Origin of the sequence: Pantoea sp. sgz302252, from assembly GCF_042610525.1 — a bacterium.
Classification (GTDB): Bacteria; Pseudomonadota; Gammaproteobacteria; order Enterobacterales; family Enterobacteriaceae; genus Erwinia.
Genome location: NZ_JBHDVM010000001.1, coordinates 874485 through 896511, shown reverse-complemented (window position 1 = coordinate 896511; position 22027 = coordinate 874485). Strand labels below are relative to the sequence as shown.

General features: G+C 56.6%; 20 protein-coding genes. 12 read left to right on the top strand and 8 right to left on the bottom strand.

Going from position 1 to position 22027, the window contains the following annotated elements; translation table 11 throughout:
• Window positions 1-108 precede the first annotated feature (108 nt).
• Window positions 109-1362, bottom strand: coding sequence for an MFS transporter (locus ACETPC_RS04005; RefSeq protein WP_380178811.1), 1254 nt, complete (start codon window positions 1360-1362; stop codon window positions 109-111).
• A 96-nt stretch (window positions 1363-1458) separates the two neighbouring features.
• Here ACETPC_RS04005 and ACETPC_RS04000 point away from each other — a divergent pair, with 96 nt between their 5' ends.
• The 4 genes from ACETPC_RS04000 to ACETPC_RS03985 all read left to right on the top strand — a co-directional run bounded on the left by ACETPC_RS04000 (window position 1459) and on the right by ACETPC_RS03985 (window position 6090).
• Window positions 1459-2358, top strand: a complete 900-nt coding sequence (locus ACETPC_RS04000) for a LysR family transcriptional regulator (RefSeq protein WP_380178809.1) — start codon at window positions 1459-1461, stop codon at window positions 2356-2358.
• Window positions 2359-2472: 114 nt separating this feature from the next.
• Window positions 2473-3690, top strand: coding sequence for an ROK family protein (locus ACETPC_RS03995; protein ID WP_380178871.1), 1218 nt, complete (start codon window positions 2473-2475; stop codon window positions 3688-3690).
• Window positions 3691-3819: 129 nt separating this feature from the next.
• A complete protein-coding gene (bioD, locus tag ACETPC_RS03990) occupies window positions 3820-4488 on the top strand; it encodes a dethiobiotin synthase (protein ID WP_380178807.1) in 669 nt (222 codons plus the stop codon).
• Window positions 4489-4635: 147 nt separating this feature from the next.
• On the top strand, window positions 4636-6090 hold the full coding sequence (locus ACETPC_RS03985; RefSeq protein WP_380178805.1) for an MDR family MFS transporter: 1455 nt from the start codon (window positions 4636-4638) through the stop codon (window positions 6088-6090).
• A 278-nt stretch (window positions 6091-6368) separates the two neighbouring features.
• Here ACETPC_RS03985 and ACETPC_RS03980 read toward each other — a convergent pair whose 3' ends face one another.
• Together ACETPC_RS03980 and ACETPC_RS03975 are read right to left on the bottom strand one after the other, a co-directional pair.
• Window positions 6369-6668, bottom strand: a complete 300-nt coding sequence (locus ACETPC_RS03980; RefSeq protein WP_380178803.1) for a DUF1161 domain-containing protein — start codon at window positions 6666-6668, stop codon at window positions 6369-6371.
• Window positions 6669-6719: 51 nt separating this feature from the next.
• On the bottom strand, window positions 6720-7067 hold the full coding sequence (locus ACETPC_RS03975; protein WP_380178869.1) for a DUF1283 family protein: 348 nt from the start codon (window positions 7065-7067) through the stop codon (window positions 6720-6722).
• Between the two features lie 135 nt (window positions 7068-7202).
• On the opposite strand from ACETPC_RS03975, the gene ACETPC_RS03970 reads away from it, so the two are divergent.
• Complete coding sequence (locus ACETPC_RS03970) at window positions 7203-7529, top strand: YnfA family protein (protein WP_380178867.1); 327 nt, start codon at window positions 7203-7205, stop codon at window positions 7527-7529.
• 36 nt (window positions 7530-7565) lie between these two features.
• On the opposite strand, the gene ydfG is transcribed toward ACETPC_RS03970, so the two are convergent.
• Window positions 7566-8312 (bottom strand): bifunctional NADP-dependent 3-hydroxy acid dehydrogenase/3-hydroxypropionate dehydrogenase YdfG, encoded by a 747-nt coding sequence (ydfG, locus tag ACETPC_RS03965; RefSeq protein WP_380178801.1) that lies wholly within the window; start codon window positions 8310-8312, stop codon window positions 7566-7568.
• Between the two features lie 378 nt (window positions 8313-8690).
• Between ydfG and guaD the strand changes: the two genes are divergently transcribed.
• Genes guaD through xdhC form a run of 4 tightly spaced genes read left to right on the top strand, consistent with a single transcriptional unit; the run spans window position 8691 to window position 14565 of the window.
• The gene (guaD, locus tag ACETPC_RS03960) at window positions 8691-10016 is read left to right on the top strand and encodes a guanine deaminase (RefSeq protein ID WP_380178799.1); all 1326 of its coding nucleotides are present in this window, start codon (window positions 8691-8693) and stop codon (window positions 10014-10016) included.
• Window positions 10013-11458, top strand: coding sequence for a xanthine dehydrogenase small subunit (gene xdhA, locus ACETPC_RS03955; protein WP_380178797.1), 1446 nt, complete (start codon window positions 10013-10015; stop codon window positions 11456-11458). The genes guaD and xdhA overlap by 4 nt, the downstream gene beginning before the upstream one ends.
• The gene (gene xdhB / locus ACETPC_RS03950) at window positions 11448-13808 is read left to right on the top strand and encodes a xanthine dehydrogenase molybdopterin binding subunit (protein WP_380178795.1); all 2361 of its coding nucleotides are present in this window, start codon (window positions 11448-11450) and stop codon (window positions 13806-13808) included. The genes xdhA and xdhB overlap by 11 nt, the downstream gene beginning before the upstream one ends.
• On the top strand, window positions 13798-14565 hold the full coding sequence (xdhC, locus tag ACETPC_RS03945) for a xanthine dehydrogenase accessory protein XdhC (RefSeq protein ID WP_380178793.1): 768 nt from the start codon (window positions 13798-13800) through the stop codon (window positions 14563-14565). The genes xdhB and xdhC overlap by 11 nt, the downstream gene beginning before the upstream one ends.
• 8 nt (window positions 14566-14573) lie before the next feature.
• On the opposite strand, the gene ACETPC_RS03940 is transcribed toward xdhC, so the two are convergent.
• Together ACETPC_RS03940 and ACETPC_RS03935 are read right to left on the bottom strand one after the other, a co-directional pair.
• Window positions 14574-15041 (bottom strand): DUF3237 family protein, encoded by a 468-nt coding sequence (locus ACETPC_RS03940; protein WP_380178865.1) that lies wholly within the window; start codon window positions 15039-15041, stop codon window positions 14574-14576.
• Between the two features lie 39 nt (window positions 15042-15080).
• A complete protein-coding gene (locus ACETPC_RS03935; protein WP_380178863.1) occupies window positions 15081-15599 on the bottom strand; it encodes a phenolic acid decarboxylase in 519 nt (172 codons plus the stop codon).
• Between the two features lie 90 nt (window positions 15600-15689).
• Between ACETPC_RS03935 and ACETPC_RS03930 the strand changes: the two genes are divergently transcribed.
• Genes ACETPC_RS03930 through bla form a run of 3 tightly spaced genes read left to right on the top strand, consistent with a single transcriptional unit; the run spans window position 15690 to window position 19515 of the window.
• On the top strand, window positions 15690-16538 hold the full coding sequence (locus ACETPC_RS03930; RefSeq protein ID WP_380178791.1) for a LysR family transcriptional regulator: 849 nt from the start codon (window positions 15690-15692) through the stop codon (window positions 16536-16538).
• Window positions 16539-16573: 35 nt separating this feature from the next.
• A complete protein-coding gene (dcp, locus tag ACETPC_RS03925) occupies window positions 16574-18619 on the top strand; it encodes a peptidyl-dipeptidase Dcp (RefSeq protein WP_380178789.1) in 2046 nt (681 codons plus the stop codon).
• Window positions 18616-19515, top strand: coding sequence for a class A beta-lactamase (gene bla / locus ACETPC_RS03920; protein WP_380178787.1), 900 nt, complete (start codon window positions 18616-18618; stop codon window positions 19513-19515). Before dcp ends, bla begins: the two co-directional genes overlap by 4 nt.
• A 33-nt stretch (window positions 19516-19548) precedes the next feature.
• On the opposite strand, the gene ACETPC_RS03915 is transcribed toward bla, so the two are convergent.
• Both ACETPC_RS03915 and ACETPC_RS03910 read right to left on the bottom strand, forming a co-directional pair.
• Entirely contained in the window at window positions 19549-20292 is a 744-nt protein-coding gene (locus ACETPC_RS03915; protein ID WP_380178785.1) for a response regulator, read from the bottom strand.
• Window positions 20282-21919 (bottom strand): ATP-binding protein, encoded by a 1638-nt coding sequence (locus tag ACETPC_RS03910; protein WP_380178783.1) that lies wholly within the window; start codon window positions 21917-21919, stop codon window positions 20282-20284. The genes ACETPC_RS03915 and ACETPC_RS03910 overlap by 11 nt, the downstream gene beginning before the upstream one ends.
• Window positions 21920-22027: the final 108 nt, after the last annotated feature.

Below are 22027 nucleotides of genomic sequence, written 5' to 3'. Positions count from 1 at the left end.
ACCGAGCCTACATGGAAGTATTTACGGCGTGTCCGTGTTCCGATCTGCCTCTGCTGCTCTGTCACTGATTTAAACGCAACCAGGGGTTTGTCATCAATCTCCCATTTTTTACAGTTTTTTTGCCCGCAGGCGAAAAGCGGCCAGCATCGCCAGCGCCAACAGCGCTGCGATAAAAATCACAATACCTAGCCAACCGAAGTTATGCCAAAACACGCCGCCCAGCGTGCCTGCCAGACTCGATCCCAGATAGTAGCTAAACAAATATAGTGAGGAAGCCTGTCCTCTGGCGCGTCTTGCGCGTGGCCCGATCCAGCCGCTGGCCACCGAATGCGCCGCGAAGAATCCTGCCGTAAACAGCATCATGCCGGGAAAAATCAGCCACAACGAGTTCGCCAGCGTAATCAGAACGCCAGCCGCCATTATAGCGATAGCGCCGAGTAGCACCGGAGCCCGACCATATTTGCTGGTCATCGCGCCTGCTTTTGGCGAACTCCAGGAACCAGTAAGGTAAACCACGGAAAGGAGGCCAACCACGGCCTGGCTAAGTGACCATGGCGGCGACAGCAGGCGGTAGCCAATATAGTTAAACAAAGTGACAAAGGCACCCATTAGCAGAAAACCTTCCGCGAACAGCAGCGGCAAACCGCTGTCGCGCCAGTGCAGGCGGAAATTGATCAGCAGGCTGCGTGGCCTCAGCGAAGCGGGGCGAAAATGACGGGAAGGCGGCAAAATTTTCCAGAACATCAGCGCGGAGGCAAGTGCAAAACAGCCAATAGCCGCCACCGCGATACGCCAGCTGGTAAAGTCGGTAATCACCCCACTCAGTAGCCTTCCGCTCATACCGCCGATTGAGTTGCCACTGATATAAAGCCCCATTGAGAAAGCAGTAACGCTGGGATGGATCTCCTCGCTAAGGTAAGTCATACCGACCGCTGCCACGCCGCTCAGGGCCAGCCCGGTCAGCGCACGCATTAACAGGATCCCGTGCCAGCTGGTCATAGCAGCAGACAGTAGGGTAAATAGCGCCGCCAGCAGCAGCGCCGTTACCATCACCGATTTACGTCCAACCGCATCGGAAAGCGGGCCGGTAATCAGTAAACCCAGCGCCAGCAGGCCCGTAGCGATTGAAAGAGAAACGCTGCTGGTGGCGGGCGAAACGCCAAATTGCTGGGACAGCACGGGCAAAATTGGCTGGACGCAGTAAAGCAGAGCAAAGGTCGCCAGACCCGCTGAAAAGAGTGCCAGGGTGACGCGCATAAATTGCGGCGTGCCTCTTTTGATATGCGTGCTTTGGGCACCAGCGGCGGCGGATGAACTATCGGAATTGATATCCGGCACGACGGCCGGGGAAGAGGTATTCACTGCCTGTCCTTATCACAAGAAAAGTTATTGTTAATTTTATGTAACATCGATTATGTTGTCTAATCTATTAATAATCTTAATTGATAGGTTTGAGATATGAATCCCGAGCTGCGCCACTTACGTTATTTCATTGCCGTGGCTGAAGAGCTGCATTTTGGCCGCGCTGCGCAGCGGCTGGCGATATCACAACCGCCGCTTAGCCAGCAGATCCAACAGCTTGAACAGTTGATCGGCGCCCGGTTGCTGAGCCGGACTAATCGTAGCGTGCAGCTAACCCCCGCTGGCGTTCAGTTTCTGGCGGATGCCCGGCAAATTCTGCAAAGCGTCTCGACCGCTGCCGATAAAGCCGCCCGACTGCATCGTGGAGAAGAAGGCCAGCTACGGATTGGGTTTACTTCCTCCGCGCCTTTTATTTCTGCGGTTTCCGATGCGCTTTTTGTCTTCAGGCAGCGTTACCCGGACGTGCATTTAAAAATGCAGGAGATCAATAGTCGACAGCAGCTGGCGCCGCTGAATGAGGGAAGGCTGGATCTGGGGGTAATGCGTAACACGCCGCTGCCAGCTACGCTGGAGCACAGGTTATTGCTGAGGGAACCGCTTTACGCTGTGGTGCACTGTGCCCATCGCCTGGCTGGTCGCGATACCGTCTCGCTAACCGAGCTGGCAGAAGAACCCTTTGTATTTTTCGATCCTCAAGTCGGTACAGCTTTGTACAGCGATACTTTGGCACTGCTGGAACGCTACGCCGTGCGGCCCGATATTGCGCAGGAAGCTGGCGAAGCGATGACTATCCTGGGGCTGGTGGCCACAGGACTTGGGGTGTCCGTTTTGCCTGCTTCCTTTCGAAAAGCGCAGCTGGAACGGCTGAGCTGGCTGGCGCTGCAGGAAGAAGACGCCTGGTCTGAGGTCTGGCTGGTCTGGCAAAAGCGGAGCGAAATGGATGCCGCCACGCGGCATATGCTGGCGCTGATGCTGAAAATCAATAATCTGGAATGATCAAGAGAATCGTTTTTATTCTGTGGCATTAATCACACTTAAAATCAAAGCGTTGACGAGCCAGCGGAACTGTTTCACCATGAGCAAAGATTTATTTTGAGGCGCGAAAATAAAGTGATAGCCGGAAATCAGCCAAACCATATCGATCGTATCAAAGAGACTAATGCAGGCGCAGTTTACCGCCTGATCGATCGTTACGGCCCGATTTCCCGTATTGCCCTGTCAAAAAAAGCGCAGCTGGCACCCGCCAGCATCACCAAAATCGTTCGCGAGATGCTGGATGCGCATCTGGTACAGGAAACGGAGTTTGAGGAAGCAGGCAGCCGTGGTCGCCCTGCCGTTGGGCTAACGGTGGATACGGCGGCCTGGCACTATCTTTCCGCCCGTATCGGCAATGGAGAGATAACCCTGGCGCTGCGGGATCTGAGCAGTCTGCTGGTAGTGGAAGAGGTTCGTCCGCTGCCCGTCAGCGATCCGCAGCCGCTGCTGCCACGCCTGATTAACGAAATCGACGACTTTTTTATTCGCCACCAGAAAAAGCTGGAACGGCTCACCGCTATCGCCATCACGCTGCCGGGTATCCTGAACGCGGAGCAGGGCATTGTGCACCGCATGCCCTTTTACAGCGTCAGCGAGATGCCGCTGGGCGAAGCGCTCTCCGCGCGCAGCGGTCTGCCGGTCTATATCCAACACGATATCTGCGCCTGGACCATGGCGGAAGCGCTATTTGGCGCATCGCGCGATTTGAATAACGTTATTCAGGTCGTGATTGACCATAATGTCGGCGCAGGGGTGATCACCGGCGGGCGACTGCTGCACAACGACAGCAGCACGCTGGTGGAAATAGGGCACACCCAGGTCGAGCCGTGGGGCAAACAGTGTTACTGCGGCAATCACGGCTGCCTGGAAACGGTAGCCAGTATGGAAAGCGTACTGGAGCTGGCCGCGCAGAAGATGCAGGCCGCGCCCGACTGCCTGTTACATCAAACGCCCTTGACCGTTACTTCCCTTTGCGATGCCGCGCTGGCGGGCGATCCACTGGCAAAAGACATTATTACCGGCGTCGGTTACCATGTTGGTCGTATCCTGGCGATTATGGTCAATCTGTTTAACCCTGAAAAAATAGTTATCGGTTCGCCGTTAAACCGTGCCCGCGACATTCTTTATCCTGCCATTGCCGATTGCGTTCGTCGTCAGTCCCTGCCGGGCTATGGCCAGCATATTGCTATTGATTCCACCCACTTCCACAATCAGGGCACCATGCCCGGTGCCGCGCTGGTAAAAGACGCGCTTTACAACGGCACGCTGTTAGTGAAATTGCTCCAGGGCTGACTCCTTTTCTTTATTGCTAAAAGCTTGCGCTAACGCAAACCGCGCCCGGTTTCGCTACCCTAAGATGTTGCGTCTTAATTGTTAATTATTGTTTATAAATTATCGACAGAATCGGAGCGTGGAGAAGATATGCTAAAGCGTTTATTTGTCACTGGCACCGATACAGAAGTGGGTAAAACAGTGGTCAGCCGCGCGCTCTTACAAAAGCTGTCTGAAGAGGGCCGGCGCGTGGCGGGCTATAAACCCGTAGCCAAAGGCAGCCACCAGACAGAGGCGGGGCCACGTAATAAAGACGCGCTGGTGTTGCAGGCCTCTTCATCCGTGGCGCTGCCCTATGCGGCCATTAACCCGCTGACGTTGCTGGACGAGGAAATCAGCACCAGCCGGGACGTAGTGATCAATTACCAAACCCTGAGCGAGCGGCTGCATGCGCTTTCCGGACAGGTCGATTCCGTGGTGGTGGAAGGCACAGGCGGCTGGCATAGCCTGATGAACGATTTGCGGCCGCTTTCCGCCTGGGCGGTGGACGAGCAGCTGCCGGTAGTGATGGTTGTGGGCATCAAACTCGGCTGCGTCAGCCATGCGCTGCTGACGGCGCAGGCGATAGCAAACGACGGTTTGCCGCTGCTGGGCTGGGTCGCTAACCGTATCAATCCGGGGTTGTCCCACTATGCGGAAATTATTGAGGTGCTGAGCCAAAAAATCGCTGCGCCTTTGCTGGGCGAGCTACCCTATCTGCGCAAGCCGGAAAACCGGGATCTCTCTTCGTATCTTGATTTAAGCCCGCTGCAGGGCTAAGCAGTCTGGCGGCTATCCGGTCGCCGCTTTTTTTTCTCCGACGCCGCCTGGCTTGCCAGGCGGTTTTTTTGTCGCGTCAAAGCACAATCAGGAAACATCCGGCGCCAATCCAGGCCAGAATAAGAACGGATAACCATAAGGAGCGGTATGACTGAGACAGCACAAACCGGGGTGAGCCATCGCCACTGGATACTGATCGCCGCGATGCTGGCGATGTTTATGGCAGCAATAGAAGTGACCATTGTTGCTACGGCTATGCCCACTATAGTGGCGGAACTGGGAGGCTTTTCACAATTTGGCTGGGTCTTTTCGGTCTATCTGCTGACCCAGGCGGTCAGCGTGCCGCTTTACGGCAGACTGGCCGATCTCTGGGGACGTAAACTGGTGTTTTTTATCGGCACCTCGCTGTTTCTTCTCGGCTCGGTGTTATGCGGCTTCGCGCCAGGCATGGGCTGGCTGATCCTTTTCCGCGCCATACAGGGTTTGGGCGCGGGCGCGATTATGCCGCTGACCGCCATCATTATTGCTGATGTCTATTCGCCGAAAGAACGAGCGGGTATCCAGGGCTGGCTTTCCAGCGTCTGGGGTGTAGCGGCGGTGGTTGGGCCGCTGACCGGTGCCTGGATCGTGGCGCACTTCAGCTGGGCGCTGGTGTTCTGGGTAAACGTGCCGGTCGGGTTGATCTCAATGCTGATGCTGGCGCGCTGGTTTCCTGAATCGCGTGGCGAAGCGAAGCAGAAGCTAAATCTGGGCGGTAGCGCCTGGCTGATGCTGACGGTTAGCGCACTGTTGACGGCGTTGCTCCAGGCGCAACTGCTGGGGAAATGGGCCTTTGCACTGGCGGGCGTGGCATTGCTGGCGGGTTGGATGCTGGTAAGGCATGAGAAGCGGGCCGCCGCGCCGCTGTTTCCACTGCTGCTGTGGCGCAGCCGCACCGTTGTTGCGGGCAACCTTGGTAATTTGATTATCGGCGCGGCGATGATGGGCATCAGCGCTTTTTTACCGACCTGGATCCAGGGCGTCAACGGCGGCACGCCGCTACAGGCGGGCAGCGCGCTGGCAATGATGTCGATAGGCTGGCCAATAGCCAGCACGCTTAGCGGTAGGCTGATGCTGGGCACCTCTTACCGGTTTACCGCGCAGCTCGGATCGCTGCTGTTGATTGCAGGTACGGCGCTGCTGTTGACGTTACATGCTGACAGCAGTATCGGCCACGCTGGTTTTGCCGCTTTTGTAATCGGCGCCGGTATGGGGATGAGCAGCACGACCTTTTTAATTGCGGTGCAAAACAGCGCTGATTATGAAGTTCGGGGCATCTGTACCGCTTCGGTGATGTTCAGCCGCCTGCTTGGTTCGGCAGCCGGTACGGCGATTATGGGTGCAGTGCTGAATTTTAATCTGGCGCAGCGGCTGCCACAGCATGGCGATCCGGTACAGCAGCTTATGGCGCAGGCGCAGCGCGAGGCGTTAACGCAGGAAGAGTTGCAGCATATTATCGGCGAGGTCGCCGCTTCGCTGCACTGGGTGTTTGCCGTTTCCGTAGCGATAGCGTTCGCCAGCCTGGTTGTGGCGCGGGCTATTCCGGCGAAAAAGCCGGAGTAACGTAGAGAAAGGGCCGCGAAAGCGGCCCTTCAGGTTGCTGACAAACCTCAGATCGCGTTTAAATCAGTAACAGAGCAGCAGAGGCAGTTCGGAACACGGACACGCTGTAAATACGGTCCCTGTAAGCTCGGTTGGCGCGTCCATGCGCCAAACGGTCTGCTTTTCCGCTCAGCCTCTGCCGCTATCAAGCTGCCGTGTTGCGGCAGAAAAAAGCCTGAGTCCAGAAACGGTTTAGGTTTGTCAGCAGTTTGGCGAGCCGCAAAAGCGGCCCTTCCGGGTCAGGACGAAGGCGCGTCCTGGGAAGTACCGGCGCTGGCTGGTACGGCCTCATCGCTTTCGCCACCGCGTTCACGTTTGTAGACTATTTTCTGCGAATCGTTTTCGCAATGGCCTACTACCTGACCGCCGGCCTGGTCGGCCTGATCGCTGGGTACAATCTCCAGCGTAAAGCCGGAAGCGGGCACGCCGTTATTAATAATCTTCTGGTTAATGTCTGCTTTTACCGTTTCGCAGGAAGCCTGTACCGCCAGTGGCGCAGCGACCAGCAATGCGGGTAACAGCCATTTTATCGCTTTCATCGTCCTTTCCTTTTGCCTGAAAATTACGCTAACTATAGCAGCAATCCGCTATCAGGGCGTAACGGGACGGCCGCTGCGGCGATCCAGGCAGCGTAGCGTATTTGGCTCCCAGTAGGCGTTGACGTTCAGGCTTTGCTCGCAGGCGTCGCGGGTATCAATGGCGCGATCGCCCTTATCGAAATTCTTTTCAACGCGCTGATTGACCTTAGCGCGCAGACGGCGGGTTTCGTCCCACTGTTCTTTTTCCTGGCGTGCCTGCTCGTTGGTTAGCGCGCTGTCGCCATCCTGAATAATCAGCCGGTCAGTTTTCGCTGCGGCGACGTGCTGAAAGGAGAGCAGCGCGCCAAAGAGAACCAGCGGCAGAGCGGCCTTGCTCAGTAGGTGTTGTCTGCAAATCATCTTTTTCATCTCGGGTTCCTTATTCCTGGTTAACAGCCGCGCGGCTGCTTCTGAGGCGATTAATAGTATATCATCCGCACGCGCAGGCTAACCAGTTGACTTGTGTATCCATTGAGCCTGTAGAGAGGAAATATGCTGCTGAAAACCACCCTGATTTTTTTCCTGACCGCGCTGGCGGAAATCGTCGGCTGTTTTCTGCCGTGGCTGTGGCTACGTAAAAACGGCTCTGTCTGGCTGCTGCTGCCGTCGGCGGCAAGCCTGGCGCTGTTCGTCTGGCTGCTGACGCTGCATCCGGCAGCCAGCGGACGCGTTTATGCGGCCTACGGCGGCGTGTATGTGGTGACGGCGCTGCTGTGGCTGCGCTTTGTGGACGGCGTGAAGCTGAGTCATTACGACTGGGCAGGCGCGGCGATAGCTTTTTGCGGCATGCTGATTATCGTGGCGGGTTGGGGAAGAGGATAAAGCCCGGCGGACGCCGCCGCCAGGCTTTGAGAAAAATTACGCCTTATGCACTTTCAGTCCGGCCAGCGTCTGGGCGACCGGCATCATCTCCAGCGTATTGATATTGACGTGCTTTGGCAGCGTGGCGACCCACCAGACCGCTTCGGTCACGTCTTCGGCGGTCAGCGGCTCGGTGCCGTCGTAGACGCTGTCCGCTTTGGCATCATCGCCTTTAAAACGTACGTTAGAGAATTCTGTACCGCCCACCAGGCCCGGCTCGATATCGGTTACTCGCAGCGCGGTGCCGTGCAAATCGGTACGCAGGTTGAGGCTGAACTGGCGCACAAAAGCCTTGGTCGCGCCGTAAACGTTGCCGCCAGCATAAGGCCAGCTACCAGCGATAGAACCCAGGTTGATGATATGGCCGACGTTGCGCTCCACCATTGCTGGCAGCACGGCGCGTGTCATATAGACCAGGCCTTTGTTATTGGTGTCGATCATCGCTTCCCAGTCATCCAGATTAGCTTTGTGTGCTGGCTCAATGCCCAATGCCAGCCCGGCATTGTTGACCAGCACATCAATATTGCGCCAGTCGGCAGGAAGCTGCGCCAGCGCCTCTTCGATCGCGGCGCGGTTGCGCACGTCGAGCTGCAGCGTGTGGAGGTTTTCGCCCAGCTCGTCTTTCAGCTTCTGCAAGCGCTCCTGACGGCGGCCAGTGGCGATAACCTTATGGCCTTCGCGGATAAAGCGTCGGGTAATGCTTTCGCCGAATCCGGCAGTGGCACCAGTAACAAATACAATCATCTCACTGTTCCTCAACACATTTAGGGTTTTCTTCACCATAACACTTCAGGTCGCTTCTGGTAAGAAGGATTGGTTATGACCAATAAGGGAAACTGCACGCTTTCGGTGCTTTTAGACCGCAGGGCGCCTGAAAAAGGTGCAGCCTTTCAGGTTGTTCTGTCAAAAATCCAGAGGTGTTTCTCAAAGCAACCGTTTGCTGATAATAGCAAACGGTTGCGCATACGGTTGCCTGTCATGTTTAGCGTAATTCTCTTATTTTTATTTCTAAGTACTTGATAAAGATAGCTTAATTTCGCAACTCTCTTTTGGCACGGCAATTGCAAATTCAGCTTAAGCCCAGTTTAAGTTTTGCCACAGGTTTATTCAGAAGGAAGCGCCATGTCGACCCTTACCGCCATTCGCGGCAGCTTTTTCGATATCACCGCCACGGTCAGCGCACCTGAAGCGCTGCCGGAACACGCTCGTTACTTTGAAGATGGCCTGCTGCTGCTGGAAGAAGGTAAAATTCTTTCACTGCAAACATGGGAAGCGGGGCGCTGCCAGCTGGCCGCCGGCCAGCCGGTCACTGACTATCGCGGCAAATTAATCGTGCCCGGCTTTGTCGACAGCCATATTCATTATCCGCAAACAGAAATGATCGGCGCTTTCGGTGAGCAGCTGCTGGAGTGGCTACAGCAGTACACTTTTCCGGTAGAGGGCCAGTACCACTGCCCGCAGCACGCGGCAAAGATGTCGGCATTCTTCCTGCATCAGCTGCTGAGCAACGGCACCACCACCGCGCTGGTGTTTGGCACCGTGCATCCCGAGTCGGTGGAGGCGCTGTTCAGCGCCGCCGAAGGGCTGGGCATGCGGCTTATCGCCGGAAAAGTCATGATGGATCGCCACGCGCCCGATTACCTGACCGAAACGCCGGAGCAGAGCTTTCGACAAACCCGGGAGCTGATCGAACGCTGGCATAATCGTGGCCGTCTGAGCTATGCGCTAACGCCGCGTTTTGCGCCTACCTCTTCTCCCGCGTTGCTGGAGAAGGTCAGAGCGCTAAAGGAAGAATATCCGGATATCTGGCTGCATACTCACCTGAGCGAAAATCCGCAGGAAGTGGCCTGGGTGAAAGCGCTGTTTCCCGAACGCGCAAGCTATCTGGACGTCTATCACCATTATCAGCTAACTGGCCGCCGCAGCGTTTTTGCGCACTGCATCCACCTTGAGGAGCAGGAGTGGGACTGCCTGAGCCGCACTGATTCCGCCGTCGCTTTTTGTCCCACCTCTAATCTTTTTCTCGGCAGCGGCCTGTTTAAGCTGCAAACCTGCTGGCAGCAAGGCGTCAGGCTGGGCATAGGCACCGACGTCGGCGCGGGCACCACTTTCAGTATGCTGCAAACGCTGGGCGAAGCTTACAAGGTCGGGCAGCTACAGCACTATAAAATGGCGGCGCTTGAAGCCTTCTATCATGCCACGCTCGGCGGCGCGCGGGCGCTGGATCTTCATAACCAGATAGGCAACTTTCAGCCTGGTAAAGAGGCAGATTTTGTGGTGCTCGACCCGGCGGTTTCCGCACTGCAAAAGCTGCGCTACGCCAACAGCCGCGATATCCATGAAAAACTTTTTGTGCTGATGACGCTGGGCGACGATCGCAATATCGCCTGCACCTGGGTCAATGGCAAACCTGTCTGGCAGCCGCAAAGCAAGGAGCAAGCCGCATGATCCAATTTTTACTGAACCAGACTTTAATAACAGAGACTTCACTCGATCCTGATACTACCGTGCTGAATTATTTACGCCAGCACAAGCGCCGCTGCGGCACCAAAGAAGGGTGTGCCTCGGGAGACTGCGGTGCCTGCACCGTTACGCTGGGTCGCTCTGAAGCGGGTGGCATGGTTTATGAAACCATCAACAGCTGTATCACTTTTGTCAGCAGCCTGCACGGCAAACAGCTGATTACGGTGGAAGATTTGCGCCAGGGCGACAAGCTCCACAGCGTGCAGCAGGCGATGGTGGATTGTCATGCTTCGCAGTGCGGTTTTTGTACGCCAGGCTTTGTGATGTCGCTGTTTACGCTGCAAAAAAACAGCACGAACTGGCAGCGTGATCAAGCAGAACAGGCGCTGGCGGGCAATCTTTGCCGCTGCACCGGCTATCGGCCGATTATCGACGCGGCGCGACAGGCATGCGAACAGCCGCAGCCGGATACTTTTTCCCTGTTCGAAGCGCAAACGGTAAAAAGACTGGAGGCGATAAACAACAGCGAGGAGCAGGAGATTGCGCTGAACGGTCATCGTTGCCTGCTGCCGACCACATCCGATCGGCTGGCGGAACTGCTGCTGGCCCATCCTGAAGCGAGGTTGCTGGCTGGCGGCACCGATCTGGCGCTGGAGGTGACGCAACGCTATCGCTCGCTGCCCCTGGTTATCTCGCTGGAGCACGTCAAAGAGCTGAAAGCCTGTCGGGTTGAGGAAAACGAAATTGTGCTGGGCGCGGGCGCTTCGCTGCAATTTTGCTATGGATTTTTACAGCCACATATTCCCGCCTTCGCGGAGATGCTGGCGCGCTTTGCCTCTTTACAGATCCGCAATCGCGGCACGCTGGGCGGCAATATCGCCAACGCCTCGCCCATCGGTGATACGCCGCCAATGCTGCTGGCGCTGAACGCGAAGCTTCACCTGAGGCGCGGCGGGCAAAACCGCACCTTGCCGCTGGAGGCGTTTTTCCTGGGCTATCGTAAAACCGCGCTTCAGCCTGGCGAATTTATTCACTCAATTATTGTTCCAAAGGTGACGGCGTCACAAAATTTCCGCGCCTGGAAAGTTTCTAAACGGCTGGAAGATGATATTTCCGCCGTATTCGGCGCTTTTATGCTGGAGCGCGATGCCAGCGGCAAAATAACGGCGGCACGCATTGCTTTTGGCGGCATGGCGGAAATCCCTAAAAGAGCGGGACATTGTGAAAAGGTGCTGTCAGGCAACATGCTGACCAGGCAAACGCTGGAAGCGGCCTGTCAGGCGCTGGAACAGGATTTTACGCCGCTGGATGATTTTCGCGCCAGCGCGCGTTATCGCATGCAGGTAGCTAAGAATTTGCTGCGTCGCTATTACGCTTCGCTCTACGCAGAAACGACGCTGATTGAGGTAGCAAACTATGTCCAGTAACCGTCCCATCGTAGCGGCCGACGTCATCGCCGACCAGTATCTTTCCGGCATCCGCAACGGCGTCGGCAAAAGCAATAAGCACGAAAGCGCAGAAAAGCACGTTTCCGGCGAGGCGATCTATATCGACGACAAGCTGGAGCTACCCGGCATGCTGCACCTTTGCCCGCGGCTTAGCGAACATGCGCATGCCCGTATTCTCAGTGTAAACACCGAGCCGTGCTATGCCATACCCGGCGTGGTTAGCGTGTTGACCTGGCAAAGCGTGCCGGGCGAAGGCGATATCGGGCCGCTGGAGCCGGGCGATCCGCTGCTGGCAAAAGAGAGAGTGGACTATGCCGGGCAGGTGATTCTGGCGGTAGCGGCTGAAACGCCGCAGGCGGCACGACAGGCGGCGGAAGCGGCCATCATTGAATATGAGGTGCTGACGCCAGTTCTGGATGTAAAAGAGGCGCTGGAAAAGGCGCTATTCGTGCAGCAGCCGCATATACACCAACGAGGGGATGCGCAAGCTGCGCTCAAGCGCGCCGTACATCGGTTGCAGGGCGAATTTCACATTGGCGGCCAGGAGCACTTCTATCTGGAAACGCAGATCGCGCTGGTGGTGCCAGGTGAAGATCGCTCGCTCCAGGTTTTCTCTTCCACACAGAACCCTACGGAAGTGCAAAAGCTGGTCGCTTCGGTGATGGGCATCACCATGAATAAAGTCACTATCGATATGCGCCGCATGGGCGGCGGCTTCGGCGGCAAAGAGACCCAGGCCGCAGGCGTCGCCTGCCTTTGCGCGGTAGCGGCGCAACAAACCGGCAGACCGGTAAAAATGCGGCTGGCGCGCAGCGACGATATGCGCATCACCGGCAAGCGGCACCCGTTCTATGTGCGCTACGACGTTGGCGTGGATAGCGAAGGGCGCTTCAGCGGCGTAAAAATCGATCTGGCGGGCAACTGCGGCTACTCGCTGGATCTTTCCGGTTCGATCGTCGATCGGGCAATGTTTCACGCCGATAACGCCTATTATCTTGGTGACGCGCTAATCACCGGCTACCGCTGCCGCACCAATACGGCTTCCAACACGGCTTATCGGGGCTTTGGCGGCCCACAGGGTATGGTGGCTATTGAGCAAATCATGGACCATATTGCCCGTGAACTGCATCTCGACCCGCTGGAGGTGCGCAAGCGTAACTATTACGGCAAAGAGACGCGCAACGTCACACATTATCACCAGCAGGTAGAGAATAACTTGTTGGATGAAATGACTGCGCAGCTGGAAGCCAGCGCGGACTACGGCGCGCGGCGTAGCGAAATAGCCGCTTTTAATCGCGCCAGCCCTTACTTAAAGCGTGGCCTGGCGCTGACGCCGGTAAAGTTCGGCATCTCTTTTACCTCCAGTTTTCTGAACCAGGCGGGCGCGCTGCTCCTGATCTACACCGATGGTACCGTACAGCTGAACCACGGCGGCACAGAAATGGGCCAGGGGCTTAATACCAAAGTCGCACAGATCGTAGCGGAAGTGCTGCAAATAGATGTCGACCGTATCCAAATCACCGCGACGGATACTGGCAAGGTACCCAATACTTCGCCGACCGCCGCCTCAAGCGGTACCGATCTCAACGGCAAAGCGGCGCAGAACGCAGCGCAAATCCTGCGCGGCAGGCTAACGGAGATGCTGTGCAGCCTGCATAACTGCGAGGCTGAACAGATCGGCTTCAGCAACGGCATCGTTAAAGCAGGTGAAAAGCATTATACCTTTGCCGAGGTGGCGCAGCTTGCGTGGCTAAATCAGGTGCCGCTTGCCGCTACCGGCTATTACAAAGTGCCCGGCATCCACTACGACCGCGAAGCAGGACGAGGTACGCCTTTCTACTATTACGCATTTGGTGCAGCCTGCGCCGAGGTGATTATCGATACGCTGACCGGCGAATATCGGCTGTTACGGGCAGATATTCTGCATGACGTCGGCGCTTCGCTGAACCCGGCTATTGATATCGGCCAGGTTGAAGGCGGCTTCGTACAGGGCGTTGGCTGGCTGACCAGCGAGGAGCTGGTGTGGAACGAGCAGGGCAGGCTGATGACCGATGGCCCGGCCAGCTACAAAATCCCGGCGATTGGCGATGTGCCCGCGGATTTACGGGTCACGCTGGTGGAAAACCGCAAAAATCCTAAAGATACCGTCTTTCATTCCAAAGCGGTGGGCGAGCCGCCGTTTATGCTGGGTATCGCCGCCTGGTGCGCGCTACAGGACGCAATAGCCAGCGTCGGTGACTATCGGCAGCATCCGCTGCTGGACGTGCCGGCTACGCCGGAACGGGTTTTCCTTGGCGTGGAAAAAATGGAGGCAAACCATGAGTCCTGACGACTGGATTGCGGTTCTGGCTGCGCTGCGGGAAAAACGCGAGCCCTGCGTGCTGCTGACGGTGCTTGAAGAAAAAGGCTCGGTGCCGCGCGATCGCGGCAGCAAAATGGTGGTGACATCTGAGCAAACTTTTTTGACCATTGGCGGCGGCCATCTTGAGTATCAGTGTATCGCGCTTGCCAGAGAGATGCTGGCGACGCGCAGCGAAGAACCGCGCAGCGAACATTTCAACCTTGGCGCGCGGCTTGGGCAGTGCTGTGGCGGTATGACTACGGTGTTTTTTGAGCCGCTGATCCAGCCGCAGCCACAGATTGCGGTGTTCGGTGCAGGCCACGTGGGGCGCGCGCTGGTAACGATACTGGCGACGCTGCCCTGTCATGTCTGGTGGGTGGACGAGCGGCGTGAGCAGTTTGGCCAGCCACCGGAAGGCGTAACGGTCTGCTGTGCGGAAGACCCGCGCGACTGGGTGAAAAAAATGACGCCAGAGAGCTATTACGTGGTGATGACTCATCATCATCCTACCGATTTAGCGCTGTGCGAGGCGATTCTGGCACGCGGCGACCATCGCTATTTCGGCGTGATCGGCTCGGCGACCAAGCGCCAGCGCTTTGAGTATCGACTGGAAGGCAAAGGTTTTAGTCCGCAGCAGCTGGCGAGTATGCGCTGCCCGATAGGGCTGCCGGATGTGAAAGGCAAGCTGCCAGCAGAGATAGCCGTAGCCGTAGCGGGCGAAATCATCGCCTGCTACGGCCGGTAACGCAGAGATCAGGTTACACGATAAAAATCAATGGTAACGCCGTGCGGCGTGCGCTCGCCAGTGCTGATAAAAATTGACTCCTTTAGCCATGCCAGCCGTGGATCGTAGACCTCGAACTGCGGCACGGTACGGAAATAGAGCGCCTGCGGCGGGATAGCGTCAAAAAACTGCATATTGTCGCCGAAAAGCTGTGGTCGAAAAGCGGGCGGCACGCGCCGTATGCCGTTGTTTTCAACGTAAACCGTACCCAGTTCGGTAGCCAGCGCATAGCGCGCGGAAAGGCGACACAGTCCGTCCGGCTCGATAATCTGGCTGTCAACGCCACCCGGCAGCACCTCACCGTTCAGCTCACCGCTGACCACGCCACGCACTATTGGGATTAGCTGACGTTTGCCGCTCTCGCGACTGTTGGCCACCACTACGGGTTGACCCACTTCCACCTTTACGGCAAAACAAAAGGCCAGTTCCGGCTGGATTTTTTCCTGTACCGACAAAACAGCGCTCCTTTTTTCAGGTTAACTTGCTAATTGTTCGAGGTTAACAGGAAAGTTTGCCGGCAGCTCGCTCGCCGCGCAGGCAATCACGCTTTCGTTGTCGCGCCCGCAGTCCCGTACATAGGTAATAGTGGCGAACTCATCGATAACTTCCGTCGGATAAGCCGGGCCAGCCGCACGGTAGCTTTCCATTTCTGCGATATGCTCATTCTGAAAGCAGACGGTTTTTTGCGGATTGTCGATCACCCAGCGTGGGAAAAAGATAGTGCCGTGAAACAGGCGATCGCCCAGATTAACCGTGAGGCTGACGTCGGTGCCGGTTGGCTCGGTCCAGGAAATTTTATAGATTTCGGCGCCAACGCGTACAATATAAGCCCGCTGATCTTTTACCCAGCGATTACCGACCAAACCGCTGTGAATACGGTAATCGAGCGTCTGCTCGTTTTTAATATAAATCTCGTAGTTCCAGCCGTTGTCATAGGTGTACACCAGATGTTTGCCAACGAAGCCGCTCAGGTCATGTCGATCGAATTTCATAATGTCCTCCTCTGTTTTTTATTAAGTTACTCGTTTATTTTTTTAATAAAAAACGCTACTTTTAAGTGATATTCATCGAATAAATAAATCAATATGCATAAATCAACGCTGGAGCAGTGGCAGCTACTGGAAAAAGTGGTAGAGCTTGGCAGCTTCGCCAGCGCGGCGGAAGCGACCTGTCGCAGCCAGTCTTCGGTTAGCTACAATCTCGCGCAGCTACAGGAGAGGCTGGGCGTATCGCTGCTGCAACCGCAGGGCCGCAGAACCGTGCTGACGCCTGCGGGCGAACAGCTTCTGGCGCGCGTCCGGCCGTTGCTGAAAGCTTTTTATTACGTCGAGGCGCAGGCCGCCGTGCTGAAAACGGGCGTGCGAACGCGGCTGGCACTGGTGGTAGATGCGATCTTCCCGCGCGACCGCTTGTTTACTATCCTGCGGCAGTTTCAGCAGCAGCACCCGCATACGCAAATCAACCTTACCGAAGTGCTGGAGAGCGATAGCGCCGAAAGGCCGGAAGCGGATGTAATGGTGCTGACGCGCCGTCAGGATGTAACCGGCCGCGGCGAATGGCTGATGAATATCGATTTTGTCGCGGTCGCGCATTGCGATCATCCCTTGCACCGGCAGGCCGCGCCGTTGAGCGAAGAGAGCCTGGCGTCTTATCCGCTTGTCCGCATTGCAGAGCGGGATACCGGCGTTAAAGCCGCCGAATGCTGGACGTTTTCCACTATCGACGCGGCGCTGGAGGCGATAATGGCTCAGGTCGGCTACGGCTGGCTGCCGTCGGATCGCGTCGCGGCTCACCTTGCCTCCGGCGCGCTGAAAATTCTTCCCATGACGCACGGCGTCAGACGTGCTACACCCTTACATCTGATAGTTAAAGATTTATCTTCTGAAGACCGGCCAATACAGACGCTGGCCGGGCTGCTCCGCCAGGGCGGCTAAAGCCCATCCCGTCAGTTTTCCTATGGAGAAATGCTATGCAGACTAACCCGTTCAGCCAGCCCAGCCCGCTGCCGTTTCAGGCGCCGCCTTTCGATCGCATCAGCGAAGCCGACTACCGTCCGGCGCTGGAAGAGGGCATAAGGCAAAAGCGTGAAGAGGTGGAGCGCATCGCCAACAGCGCGGAGCAGCCGACCTTTGCCAATACGTATCAGGCGCTGGAGCAGTGCGGCCAGCTGCTCAGGCGAGTAGAAAGCGTATTCAACGCGATGACTTCGGCGAATACCAGTGATTCGCTACAGGAGCTTGACGAAGAGATGTCGCCACGGCTAACGGCGCTGGAAGATGATATCCGTCTTAACAGCCAGCTGTTTGCACGTCTTGACCACGTTTATCAGCAGCGCGATAGCCTGGGGCTGGATGATGAATCGCTGCGGCTGGTGGAAGTGACCTGGCAGGCGTTTCAGCTTGCAGGCGCCAGCCTTAGCGAAGATCAAAAAGCGCAGCTTAAGGTGCTGAACCAGCAGGCGGCGACGTTAACCACGCAGTTCACCAATAAACTGCTGGCGGCAACCAAAACTGGTGGACTTACCGTGACTGATGCCAGTGCGCTGGCGGGATTAAGCGAGGCGGAACTTAGCGCGGCGGCTGCTGCGGCGCAGGAAAAAGGGCTGCGGCAGCAATGGCTGCTGGTGCTGCAAAACACCACGCAGCAGCCTGATTTGCAAAACCTCAGCAAACGCGAAACGCGCGAAGCACTGTTTAAGGCAGCATGGAACCGCGCCGAAAAAGGCGATGGCAACGATACGCGTGCGCTGATAGCCAGGCTGGCCAGCATCCGCGCGCGCCAGGCGCAACTGCTGGGCTTCAGCAGCTATGCGGAATGGAAGCTACAGGATCAAATGGCGAAAACCCCGCAGGCGGCGCTGGATTTTATGCGGGAAATTGTTCCGGCAGCCACCAGCCGCGCAAAGCGCGAGGCGGCTGATATCCAGGCGGTAATCGACCAGCAGCAGGGCGGCTTTACGCTTAAGCCCTGGGACTGGCTCTTTTATGCGGAGCAGGTGCGTAAAGCGAATTACGATCTGGATGAAAGCCAGATCAAACCCTATCTTGAACTGAACAACGTGCTGGAAAACGGCGTCTTCTGGGCGGCTACGCAGCTTTATGGCATCACTTTTAAATCGCGCAGCGATATCCCGGTTTACCATCCCGACGTGCGTGTCTATGAAATCGCGGATGCGGACGGCGAACCTATGGCGCTGTTTTACACCGACTACTTTAAGCGCGATAACAAGGGCGGCGGCGCGTGGATGAGCAATTTTGTCGATCAGTCCAGGCTGCTTGGCACTAAACCCGTTATTTACAATGTCTGCAATTATCCAAAGCCGCCGCAAGGCGAGCCAGCGCTGCTGGCCTGGGACGATGTGATCACGCTGTTCCACGAATTCGGCCATACGCTGCACGGGCTTTTTGCCGAACAGCGCTATCCTTCGCTTTCCGGCACCGCGACGCCCAGAGATTTTGTCGAGTTCCCCTCGCAGCTCAATGAGCACTGGGCCAGCGATCCGCAGGTGTTCAAAAATTTCGCCCGTCATTACCAGAGCGGCGAGCCGATGCCCGCCGAGCTGCATGAGAAGATCGTCAACGCCAGCAAATTCAATAAAGGCTACGACATGACCGAGCTGCTGGCCGCCGCGCTGCTGGATATGCGCTGGCATAGTCTGTCTGCCGACCAGCAGGAGCAGGACGTCGCTGTTTTTGAACAACAGGCGCTTGAAGAAGAGCAGATCGCGCTGGAGGCCGTGCCGCCTCGCTATCGCTCCAGCTACTTCCAGCATATCTGGGGCGGCGGCTATGCGGCCGGTTACTACGCCTATATCTGGACGCAGATGCTGGCCGACGACGGCTTCGAATGGTTTGGCGAGCAGGGCGGGCTGACGCGGGAAAACGGCCAGCTCTTTCGGGACAAAATCCTGTCGCGCGGCAACAGCGAAGATCTGAAAGCGCTGTACATGCGCTGGCGCGGCAGGGATCCGGAAATCGAAGCCATGCTGATTAACCGGGGACTGAAAGAGCAATGAGTATTTCATTACTACGCCGTCGGCTGCTGCTGGCGGCGGCTTTATCGCCGCTGGCGACGGGCTTCTTTCCTCATCTGGCGCTGGCGGCACCGGCTTCGCTGGCGCAGCGGCTGGGGCATCTGGAGCGGCAGGCGAACGGGCGTATCGGGCTGGCGCTGCTGGATAGCGGTAGCGGACGTAGCCTGCATTATCGCGGTGATGAACGCTTTCCCTTATGCAGCACCTTTAAAGTGCTGGCCGTGGCCGCCATTCTGCACAGACGACAGCCTGAGCTGCAAAAGCGGCTCTACTGGCGCAGCGAGGAAGAGCTTGAATGGATGCCGGTTACCGCTGGGCATCGGGCAGAAGGCATGACAGTCGCAGCGCTTTGCGCGGCCGCGCTTCAGCATAGTGATAATCTTGCGGCAAATTTGCTGCTGAAAGAACTGGGCGGCCCGGCGGGCCTGACCGCCTTTCTGCGGCAGCAAGGTGACAACGTCACAAGACTGGACAGAAACGAACCGACGTTGAACAGCGCTATACCTGGCGATCCACGGGACAGCAGTACGCCGCTGCAAATGCTGCATAATCTGCAACAGCTATCGCTGGGCAGCGACGGGAAACAAGGGTTAGTTCTGGGTGCTGAACAGCGTAATCAGCTAAACCAGTGGCTAAAGGGCAATACTACCGGCAAAAAAGCGATTGCGGCCGCGGTGCCTGCAACCTGGCTTGTCGGCGATAAAACCGGCAGCGGCGACTACGGTACCACCAACGACGTAGCGGTTATCTGGCGGCCCGACGCGTCGCCGCTGGTGCTGACCCTTTACTTTACGCAGCAGGATAAAGCCGCCAAAAACCGGCAGGAGGTGCTGGCGCAGGCGGCAGAGATTGCGCTGGAAGTCCTTAAGCTATCCTGAATGGTGTAATAACCGTTTCGGTAAACCAGCCAGTCACTGGTGCTGCCCCGGTAGCGCGTTTGCGCCGGGGCGATCTTCAGCTGCCGCCCGCCGCGCCTGGCGATAGAGCCGTCGTGGGTGGCCGATTTTGCCATAAAGCATTTCAACCTCAAGAAAACCGGTTTCCACACAGTGTTCCAGATAGCGGCGCGCAGTGGTTTTGCTTAGTCCGGTTGCGCTAACGACTTCATCAACGGAAAAGCAGTGTTGGTCGTGAGCGATAAACAGATTGCGCACGCGCGCCAGCGTTTTTTCTTCAATTCCCTTGCTGCCGTTCTCCAGACGAGCATTCCTGGCCTGTAGCTGATAAAGCGAGTCGACGTTTTGCTGATCGACAAACTTCCACTCCCGCTGCTGATCGGCAAACTGCACAAAGCGCTCCAGCGACTGAGCGAGTCGTTTCCAGGCAATCGGTTTCAGAATATAGTCAAAAGCGCCGTGACGGATCGCCTGGCTGCAGGTGTTCATATCGCTGGCCGCGGTAATAAAGATTACCGAGCTGTTGGCCTCTTTCAGCAAAGGATGGCTAACCAGGGTGATGCCTTTGCCGTCAGGCAGATAATTATCCAGCAGTATCAGCTGCGGACGCAGGTCGCGAAGCGTTTGCAGCGCCTGGGCAAGCGACGAGGCGATGCCCGTTACTCTGAGACGCGGGTGGCTGTTAACCAGCTCAGCGTGCAGCTGCGCCAGCTCGCGCTCATCTTCAACAATCAACACATCAATAAATTCAGGTTGCATAGTGCGCCTCCTGCGTCGTCGGCAGCGAAAGCCTGACGTCTTCTTGTGCGGGAATAAATAATGAAAAAATCGTGCCGCGTGGGCTGTTGTCGCTTACTTCAATGGTGCCGTCCGCCTGCGTGACGTAGCTGGCAATAAGGTACAAACCCATGCCGTGATCGCCACTGGTCTTGGTAGTGACGCCGCGTTCGAAAATACGATCGCGAATAGCCGGATCGATGCCGATGCCCCGATCGGCTATTTCAATAATCAGCTCGTGATTATTCAGCATAATCAGCACTTCCACTGGCGCACGCGGCGCGCTGGCGCGCTGGGTAGCTTCGATAGCGTTATCCAGCAGGTTGCCGATAATGGAAATAATTTCGGCTTCCGCCAGCGTCTGCAAAGACTTATCCATCCGACAGGCCGGATCGAAAACCAGTTCGACGCCTTTTTCGCGGGCGCGGGCGGCTTTGCCCAGCAGCAGACCGCAAAGGGTTGGCGAGCCAAAGCGGGATGAGATAAAGTCGAGCAGCTCCTGCGCATACTCGGACTGGGCCTGGATATAGCGAATGGCTTCATCATAGTGGCCCATATGCAGCAGCCCCGACAGCGTGGTCATGCGGTTCAGCTGTTCATGACGCATAATGCGCAGATTATCGGCATAGCGTTTGACCTGGCTAAGCTGGGCGCTGAGCGAATCGATGCCGTTGCGATCGCGAAAGGTCACTACCCAGCCCTGTAGCGATGTCTCCAGCATAATTTTCACCCGGCTGGCGATCACCGTCAGCTGATTGAAACGGCAAATTTCGTCATGAGTATCTTTAGCCAGCATAACGCTGCGGGAAAAGAAAGGCACGCTGGCGATCACCTCGCTGAGCGGCAGGCCGCGTAGCTGGCGCGTGGGCTGGCTAAGGCCGAGCAGCCGCCTGGCCGCCTGGTTGATCACTTCGATGCGCATATCGGCATCGATAGCGATGACGCCTTCATAAATAGACTCCATCATCGCTTTCTGCTGGCGTACCAGCAGGCCGATTTCGCGTGGCTCCAGGCAAAAGATCTGCTTTTTGATGCTGCGAGTGAAAAACCAGGAGAAGGCAAACAGCGCGATCAGCAGCAGCACCGCCGCGAACAGGATGTCGAGGGCTTTGCCGAAGGTGATGGTGGCAAGATAGCTGGTGAGATAGCCGACCGACACTATGCCTGTTACCTTGCCCGCCTCGTCAAAAACCGGCGCTTTGCTGCGCAGCGAAATGCCCAGCCCGCCCTGGCGGATAGTGGTAATGCTTTTCCCGGCCAGCACCTCCTGATTATCGCCGCCTACCAGCAGGGTGCCGACCCGATCCTCAAACACCGAATGATACAGATGGCGGCCACGATTATCGCCGATCACAATAAAGCTTGCATCGCTGCGCGTGGCCAGATTTTGCATAAAAGGTTTTATTTCACGGATATCTTTTTTTGCTACGGCTTTACGGAGAGAAGGTATTAGCGCAATTTCTTCTGCTTGTATTTTGGCGCGACCGCTCATTTCCTGATAAAGCTGGCGGTTAACGTCGAAATAATAATAGCAGCCGAGCAGGACGAACAGTACCGAGAAAAAAGCAACCAGAGAAATAAAAAGCTTAATTTGAAAGGAAACTTTCATGGTTAACATGCGTCCTTGCACTAAAAGGCGTCACTTTACCACTTTTTTGTCGGCCTTAACCGACTTTTGGACGAAGTTGTGAACCCTTGCATAGCGGGTTTGCGGCGG

Bases quoted from the DNA above. Each gene is read 5' to 3' on its own strand.
- xdhA (WP_380178797.1), top strand. From the start codon at position 10,013: ATGATCCAATTTTTACTGAACCAGACTTTAATAACAGAGACTTCACTC.
- ACETPC_RS03910 (WP_380178783.1), bottom strand. From the start codon at position 21,919: ATGAAAGTTTCCTTTCAAATTAAGCTTTTTATTTCTCTGGTTGCTTTT.
- ACETPC_RS03985 (WP_380178805.1), top strand. From the start codon at position 4,636: ATGACTGAGACAGCACAAACCGGGGTGAGCCATCGCCACTGGATACTG.
- xdhC (WP_380178793.1), top strand. From the start codon at position 13,798: ATGAGTCCTGACGACTGGATTGCGGTTCTGGCTGCGCTGCGGGAAAAA.
- ACETPC_RS03915 (WP_380178785.1), bottom strand. From the start codon at position 20,292: ATGCAACCTGAATTTATTGATGTGTTGATTGTTGAAGATGAGCGCGAG.
- guaD (WP_380178799.1), top strand. From the start codon at position 8,691: ATGTCGACCCTTACCGCCATTCGCGGCAGCTTTTTCGATATCACCGCC.
- xdhB (WP_380178795.1), top strand. From the start codon at position 11,448: ATGTCCAGTAACCGTCCCATCGTAGCGGCCGACGTCATCGCCGACCAG.
- ACETPC_RS04000 (WP_380178809.1), top strand. From the start codon at position 1,459: ATGAATCCCGAGCTGCGCCACTTACGTTATTTCATTGCCGTGGCTGAA.
- bla (WP_380178787.1), top strand. From the start codon at position 18,616: ATGAGTATTTCATTACTACGCCGTCGGCTGCTGCTGGCGGCGGCTTTA.
- ACETPC_RS03930 (WP_380178791.1), top strand. From the start codon at position 15,690: ATGCATAAATCAACGCTGGAGCAGTGGCAGCTACTGGAAAAAGTGGTA.
- ACETPC_RS03980 (WP_380178803.1), bottom strand. From the start codon at position 6,668: ATGAAAGCGATAAAATGGCTGTTACCCGCATTGCTGGTCGCTGCGCCA.
- ACETPC_RS03975 (WP_380178869.1), bottom strand. From the start codon at position 7,067: ATGATTTGCAGACAACACCTACTGAGCAAGGCCGCTCTGCCGCTGGTT.
- ydfG (WP_380178801.1), bottom strand. From the start codon at position 8,312: ATGATTGTATTTGTTACTGGTGCCACTGCCGGATTCGGCGAAAGCATT.
- dcp (WP_380178789.1), top strand. From the start codon at position 16,574: ATGCAGACTAACCCGTTCAGCCAGCCCAGCCCGCTGCCGTTTCAGGCG.
- bioD (WP_380178807.1), top strand. From the start codon at position 3,820: ATGCTAAAGCGTTTATTTGTCACTGGCACCGATACAGAAGTGGGTAAA.